The organism is Agromyces sp. P1_H4 (assembly GCF_056405255.1).
Window position 1 is genome coordinate 1 of sequence record NZ_JBFUCL010000193.1, and the last position, 7,274, is coordinate 7,274.

Annotated in this window: 6 protein-coding genes; all 6 read left to right on the forward strand. The window is 68.9% G+C overall.

Translation table 11 applies throughout. The features are described from left to right. The coding region (locus AC1DY2_RS12250) for a pantoate--beta-alanine ligase (RefSeq protein WP_476762682.1) at positions 1 to 201 on the forward strand (201 nt) is incomplete at its 5' end. Between the two features lie 116 nt (positions 202 to 317). After that, positions 318 to 1,865, forward strand: a complete 1,548-nt coding sequence (lysS, locus tag AC1DY2_RS12255; RefSeq protein WP_476762683.1) for a lysine--tRNA ligase — start codon at positions 318 to 320, stop codon at positions 1,863 to 1,865. 33 nt (positions 1,866 to 1,898) lie between these two features. Continuing rightward, positions 1,899 to 2,048 (forward strand): hypothetical protein, encoded by a 150-nt coding sequence (locus tag AC1DY2_RS12260; protein WP_309977178.1) that lies wholly within the window; start codon positions 1,899 to 1,901, stop codon positions 2,046 to 2,048. Positions 2,049 to 2,085: 37 nt separating this feature from the next. Beyond that, the gene (locus tag AC1DY2_RS12265; protein ID WP_203230693.1) at positions 2,086 to 2,262 is read left to right on the forward strand and encodes a hypothetical protein; all 177 of its coding nucleotides are present in this window, start codon (positions 2,086 to 2,088) and stop codon (positions 2,260 to 2,262) included. Continuing rightward, positions 2,259 to 3,734 carry a cardiolipin synthase gene (cls, locus tag AC1DY2_RS12270; protein ID WP_476762684.1) on the forward strand — a complete coding sequence of 492 codons (1,476 nt, stop codon included), beginning with the start codon at positions 2,259 to 2,261 and terminating at the stop codon, positions 3,732 to 3,734. Before AC1DY2_RS12265 ends, cls begins: the two co-directional genes overlap by 4 nt. 142 nt (positions 3,735 to 3,876) lie before the next feature. Further along, positions 3,877 to 7,274, forward strand: a 3,398-nt coding sequence (locus AC1DY2_RS12275; RefSeq protein WP_476762685.1) for a prealbumin-like fold domain-containing protein, incomplete at its 3' end; no start/stop codon positions are given.

Here is a 7,274-nt window from a genome sequence, read left to right on the forward strand (position 1 = left end):
TCAGAGCTCCTCGCCGAGGGCGTGGCGGCCTTCGGCGACCACGACGGCGTGAGCCTCGACTACTTCGTCGTCGTCGACCCCGACACGTTCCTCCCCGTGTCCGAGGACTTCCGCGGACGTGCCCTCGTGCTCGTCGCGGCGCTGGTCGGGTCGACCCGCCTCATCGACAACGCGTACGTCGAGGTCGGCGCGGCGGGCTGAGGTCTCGAGGCTTGGGTCTCGAGGCGTGAGGTCCCGTGGGCCCAGGCCCGCGACATCCGCTCAGGCTCGCCCAAGTAGGCTGGTGCACGCACGTTTCCGCGAACCGAGAGTGAACGATGGCCCAGACCCAGACGGATGCCGCGACCGAGCCCACGGCCCCCGAGACCGGCGCCGACGAGATCAGCGCCGACGAGATCTCCGAGCAGAAGGCCGTGCGGCTCGCCAAGCGCGAACGGCTGATCGCGGCATCCGATGACCTCGGGCTGGGCGCCTACCCGGTGCGCCTGCCGATCACGGCGACGATCCCCGAGGTGCGCGACCGCTTCGTGGGTCTGGGCGTCGACGAGGCGAGCGGCGAGCATGTCGGCCTCGCCGGGCGCGTCGTCTACTCCCGCAACACGGGCAAGCTCTGCTTCGCGACCCTCCAGTCGGGCGATGGCAGCCGCATCCAGGCGATGGTGTCGCTGGCAGAGGTGGGCGAGGAGTCGCTCGCCGAGTGGAAGGAGCTCGTCGACCTCGGCGACCACGTCTTCGTCGAGGGCGAGGTGATCACGAGCCGCCGCGGCGAGCTGTCGATCATGGTCACCGGGTGGCGCATCGCATCGAAGTCGATCCTGCCGCTGCCGAACCTGCACAACGAGCTGTCCGAGGAGACGCGGGTGCGCAGCCGCTACCTCGACCTCATCGCTCGTGAGCAGGCCCGCCGCAACGTCATCGACCGCGCCAAGGTCAACGCGAGCCTGCGCCGCACCTTCGACGGGCTGAGCTTCATCGAGGTCGAGACCCCGATGCTCCAGGTCATGCACGGCGGCGCCTCCGCCCGCCCCTTCGTCACGCACTCGAACGCGTTCGACACCGAGCTCTACCTGCGCATCGCGCCCGAGCTCTACCTCAAGCGCGCGGTCGTCGGCGGCATCGAGCGCGTCTACGAGATCAACCGCAACTTCCGCAACGAGGGCGCCGACTCCACGCACAGCCCCGAGTTCGCGATGCTCGAGGCGTACGAGGCCTACGGCGACTACACGACGATGGCCGACCTCACGCAGCAGCTGATCCAGGATGCCGCGATCGCCACGAGCGGCTCGCACGTCGTCACGTGGGCCGACGGCACCGAGTTCGACCTCGGCGGCGAGTGGGACCGCATCTCGATGTACGGCACGCTGTCGGATGCCGTGGGGGAGCCGATCACCGCCGAGACCCCGATCGAGCGGCTCAAGGAGCTCGCCGACGCCGAGGGCATCGAGATCGACCACCCCCTGCCCGGCAAGTTCGTCGAGGAGCTCTGGGAGCACCACGTCAAGGGCTCCCTGCACCGCCCCACGTTCGTCATGGACTTCCCGCTCGACACCTCGCCGCTCGTGCGCGCGCACCGTTCGACGCCCGGCGTCGTCGAGAAGTGGGACCTCTACGTGCGCGGCTTCGAGCTGGCCACCGGCTACTCCGAGCTCGTCGACCCGGTCGTGCAGCGCGAGCGCTTCGTCGAGCAGGCGAAGCTCGCCGCGGGCGGCGACCCCGAGGCGATGCGCCTCGACGAGGAGTTCCTGCGCGCGCTCGAGTTCGGCATGCCGCCGTCGGGTGGCATGGGCATGGGCGTCGACCGGCTGCTCATGGCGCTCACCGGCCTCGGCATCCGCGAGACGATCCTCTTCCCACTGGTCAAGTGAGCCGACCTTCCCACCGATGAGCGGATGCCGCAGATGAACGACTACCTCCCGAAGCGCGAGCTCGAGCCCGACCCCGACCCGAAGCGCCCGTCGAACACGCGCCTCGCGATCTGGATCATCGTGGGCGCGATCGGCCTGTACCTGCTCGGCTCGGGCATCTGGGGCATCGTCACCGGAGGCTGACGCCGAAACCGGGCCGAACCCGTATCCTTGAGGGGCTATGAACGAATTCTGGGCGAACGCCATCTGGTCGGTCGCGCCGACCGTGCTCATCGGGCTGATCTTCTGGTTCGTGATGCGCGCGATCATCCGCGCCGACCGCAGTGAGCGCAAGGCGTACGCCCGCATCGAGGCGGAAGAGCGAGCCAAGCTCGGGCGCGAACACCCCGCCGGATGACGATCGACATCACGACGTCGCAGATCACTGCGCTCGTCGCTGCTGCGGTCATCGTCATCGACCTCGTCATCCGCGTCATCGCGGTCATCGTCGTGCCGCGCAATCGCCGGCCGACGGCGGGCATGGCGTGGCTGCTCGCCATCTTCTTCATCCCCATCCTCGGCATCCTCGTCTTCTGGCTGATCGGCAACCCGAAGCTCCCGAAGCACCGCCGTGAGAAGCAGGCCGAGGTCGACGAGTTCATCCGCGAGTCGACGCACGGCGTCGAGCGGGTCAGCGACAGCACCACGTGGCCGCGCTGGTTCGACGGGGTGGTGCGCCTCAACCGCACGCTCGGCGCGATGCCCCTCATCGGCTCGAACAGCGCCAGCCTGATCGGCGACTACCAGGGCTCGCTCGACGCCATGACCGAGGCGATCGACGGCGCCGAGCGCTACGTGCACGTCGAGTTCTACATCTTCGCCTACGACCGCACGACGGCGGCGATGTTCGACGCGCTCGGGGCTGCCGTCGCGAGGGGCGTCGAGGTGCGGGTGCTGCTCGACCACATCGCGTCGTTGCGCGTGAAGGGCTACCGCAAGACCCTGAAGCGCCTCGACCGCATGGGGGTGCGCTGGCAGCTGATGCTGCCGGTGCAGCCCCTGAAGGGCCGCTACCAGCGGCCCGACCTGCGCAACCATCGCAAGATCCTCGTCGTCGACGGCGAGGTCGGCTTCATGGGCTCGCAGAACATCATCGACCGCTCGTACAACAAGCGGTCGAACATCCGTCGCGGCCTGAAGTGGAAGGAACTCGTCGCCCGCGTCGAGGGCCCGATCGTCTCGGGCCTCGAGGGGATCTTCCTCACCGACTGGTACCTCGAGACCGGCGAGGCGCCGATGCGCGAGATCGTGCCGCTCGGGCAGGCGGGCGAGGCGCAGGACCTGGACTGCCAGGTCGTGCCGAGCGGCCCGGGATACAACAACGAGAACAACCTGAAGCTGTTCCTCGCCCTGATGTACGCGGCGCAGGAGCGCATCATCCTCACGAGCCCCTACTTCGTGCCCGATGAGGCGATGCTCCGGGCGATCAGCGGCGCCACCCAGCGCGGCGTGCACGTCGAGCTCTTCGTCTCGGAGATCGGCGACCAGGCCCTCGTCTACCACGCGCAGCGGTCGTACTACGAGGCGCTGCTGCGCGCCGGCGTGAAGATCTGGCTCTACCAGTCGCCGTACATCCTGCACTCGAAGCACTTCACGATCGACGAGGACGTCGCCGTCATCGGGTCGAGCAACATGGACATCCGTTCCTTCGAGCTCAACATGGAGGTGTCGCTCCTCGTGCGCGGCGCGTCGTTCGTGCGCGAGATGCGCGCGGTCGAGGACGGCTACCGGCGGAACAGCCGCGAGCTCACGCTCGACGAGTGGCTGACCCAGCCCCTGCGGTCGACGATCCTCGACAACCTCGCGCGGCTCACCTCGGCACTGCAGTAGGCGTCACCCGTCGGCGCCGGACGGTCGGCCGGATTCTGAGGAATCGTTCCGTTTCTTCCGCAGAGTCGATAGAGTCCGACTGAGGCAGCACCCCACGAACTCCGAGTGCTCGGGGTGTCGGGGTGCGGCTGAGAGGACGTTCATGTCTCGCACCCGGGCCGTCTCCCTTGCGGCAGTCGCTGCGTTGCTCGGCGCGTTCCTCGCACCCATCGTGGTGGCCGGGCCGGCGAACGCCGCGACGCTCACGCCCTCCGGTCTCGACACGGGGTTCCAGCTCGATGGCGACAAGACGGGCGGCACGCCGCCGAACACCTTCGACTGGGACAGCTTCCTGACGCCGCCTCAGCCCGACGGCGATTTCACGTTCACCCCGACCGGCGCCTACACGACCGCCGACGGGTACCCGTCGACGGGCATCCTCGACGCCACGTTCGACTGGGACAACGGCTCGCTCGCCGCCTCGTGCTCTGCCACGGGGACGGATGCCACGGGCGCGCCCGGCAGCCAGACGCCGAACACCATCCCGTGGGCGCCCGGACCCTCGAACGTGAACGACAAGGGCGATCTCTGCAGCACGGCGTCGGCCTACGAGGTCGTGACCTCGCCAGACGGCATCCGGCACCTCGTGCTCTACAACTACTGGACGCGGCTGGTCGGCAACGGCAGCCTCAGCGTGCTGCAACTGCTCGAGGGGCCGGCGCTGGGCCGTTGCGACGACATCCTCGTGGTGTTCGACTACGACTCGAGCGGGTCGAACGTGACCGTGCAGTTCCGGCGCTGGGCCACGGTCGGCGACTGCGCCAACCCGAACTCGGCCGGCACCTGGATCCCGAGCGGCGACCCCATCGACTTCGCATGGGCCGTCGKCGTGCGCACCGAGGGTCCCCTGCCGGTCGGGAACCAGCCGCAGGCGACGTTCGGCGAGTTCGGCGTCGACCTCACCGCCGCCGGTCTCTTCAGCCCGCAGGAGTGCACGACCTTCCGGGTCTCCACGATGCTCACCCGTACGGGCGCGGACTTCGGCGCGCAGACGCAGGACTACTACGTGCCCGACGCGGACGCGCTCACCGTGGCGAACTGCGGCACGCTCAGCGTCACGAAGGACACGCTGCCCGCCGGCATCGACAGTGACGATCGCTTCGACACCCTCATCGACCGCACTGGCGGAGGGATCGTGCTGCCGGCGACGGACGCGACCGAGATCGCCGACGACATCGGCATCGGCGAGACGAACACCTACGAGGGCGTGCTCGCGGCCGACGATTACCAGTTGGTCGAGACCGTCTCGGGCCCGTGGGCGATGCAGTCGATGCGCTGCGCCACGGTGCAGCCGGGCACCAGCCAGGCCATCGAGTTCGTCCTCGACGATCCGTCCGACGTGTTCACCGTGTACCCGTCGACCATCACGACGTGCCGCATCGTCAATGCCACCTCGACGGTGACCGTGACGAAGCAGACCCTGCCCGACGGTGCGGCCCAGGCCTTCGCCTTCGACATCGGCGGGCAGTCGGCATCGCTCAGCGACGGCCAGAGCGCGACGTTCGCCTTCGCGCCCGGCACTGAGGTGGACATCTCCGAGGTGGTGCCCGACGGCTGGCTCGACAGCGCCGAGATCACCTGCAACGCCCCCGGCGCGATCGTCGACGAGACCGTTCCGAGTGCGACCGTGACGACGGTCGCCGGACTGGATGTCGCGTGCACGTTCACGAACACCCAGCTCGCCACCATCCGCATCGCGAAGGAGCTCTTCGACCCGGCCGGCGGCGGCACGTTCGACTTCACCGGCGACTGGACGACCGGGGACCCCCTCCTTCCGGCCGACGGCTCGTTCTCGATCGACGCCGCGACCGGCGACGGCGTCGACTACTTCGCCACCTTCACGGGCGTCGAGCCGGGTGACTACAGCGTGACCGAGCTCCCCGACGCCGACACCCTCTTGGTGACGCTCCTCTGCACCATCGACGGCCAGGACGTCTTCTTCGAGGACACGCCGACCGCCGACTTCACGCTCGCCCCCGGGGCGACGGTGACCTGCTACTACACGAACGCGGTTCCGGGCCAGATCTTCGTGCTCAAGGAGACCGTGCCGTTCGAGTACGACCAGGACTTCGCCTTCGAGTTCGAGTCCGAGGGCGACCCGACCGTCCCGTTCACGCTCAACGCCGGCGTGCAGGACCAGGCGACGTGGGCGAGCGACCCGCTGCCGGGAGGCACCTACACCGTCACCGAACTCGGCGGCGTCACAGACTGGGCGCTCACCGACATCACGTGCAACGTGCCCGGCGGCAGCTTCACGCCGAATCTCGACGATGGCACCGCGGTGATCGAACTGCCCGACACCGGCATCGCCGGATGCCGCTTCACGAACACCGCGACACCCGGCCAGGCGACGGTCACGAAGACCGCGACCGGGATCGCCGACGGATTCGACTGGTCGTTCGACTTCGACCTCGTGAACGACGACACCGGGGAGGTGCAGACCCTTCCGGTCGACACCGCGAATCCGGCCGCGACGTTCAGCGACCTGACGCCGGGCGTGAACTACACGCTGCGCGAGGTGCCGGCGGCCGGCTGGACCTCCACGCTGGCGTGTACCGGCCTCGACGACCTCGACCCCGCGACGGTCGGATGGCAGTTCGTCGGGCCGCCCGCCTTCGACCTCGAGTGCACCGCCGAGAACACGGCGACTCCCGGGGACGTCACCATCACCAAGAGCGTCACCAGGGTCGCCGACACGCTCGACTGGGGCTTCGAGTTCACCCTCGATCCGGCCGACGGCGTCACGCCCGGCGCCACCCAGACCGTGACCGGCACGGGGCCCACGACGGGATCGGCGACGTGGCAGGGGCTCCTGCCGGGAGTGACCTACACGCTCGTCGAGACCGATGCCGACGGCTGGATCGAGGGCCAGATCCAGTGCCAGGCGGGTCAGCTCGCCGACCTCGACACCGCCGCGGCGGGCTTCCAGTTCGTCGCCCAGCCAGGGCTCAGCCTCGCCTGCACCGTGTCGAACACGCCGGAGCCCATCGACCTGACCATCACCAAGACGGCGCTCGGCGGTGACGGCACCTTCCAGTTCGTGCTGACGCCGATCGATCCCGTGGGCGAGGCGATGGTGGGCTCCACCGCGACGAGCGGCGGCACTGGCGTCGCAAMCTTCACCGACCTCGTCGCGGGCACGACCTACCGGCTCGAGGAGCTCGAGTTCGCCGACTGGATCAGCGGCGAACTCGTGTGCGACGTCACCCGGGCCGGCGGCGGAATAGAGGACCTCGTCCTCACGGCCTTCACGGTGCAGGCGGGCGACAACGTGGCGTGCTCGATCACGAACGAGGCCGTCGGCACGATCGTCATCGCGAAGAACGTCGAGGGCGACGACGGCACGTTCTCGTTCGTCGGCGACTGGGCCGAACCGCCCGACTTCAGCATCGAGACGACCGGGGGCTCAGGCTCCGCCGTCTTCCCGCTCATCGCACCCGGGACCTACACGGTCGAGGAGCTCGCGCAGGCCGGATACGAGAACACGGACCTCGTCTGCGT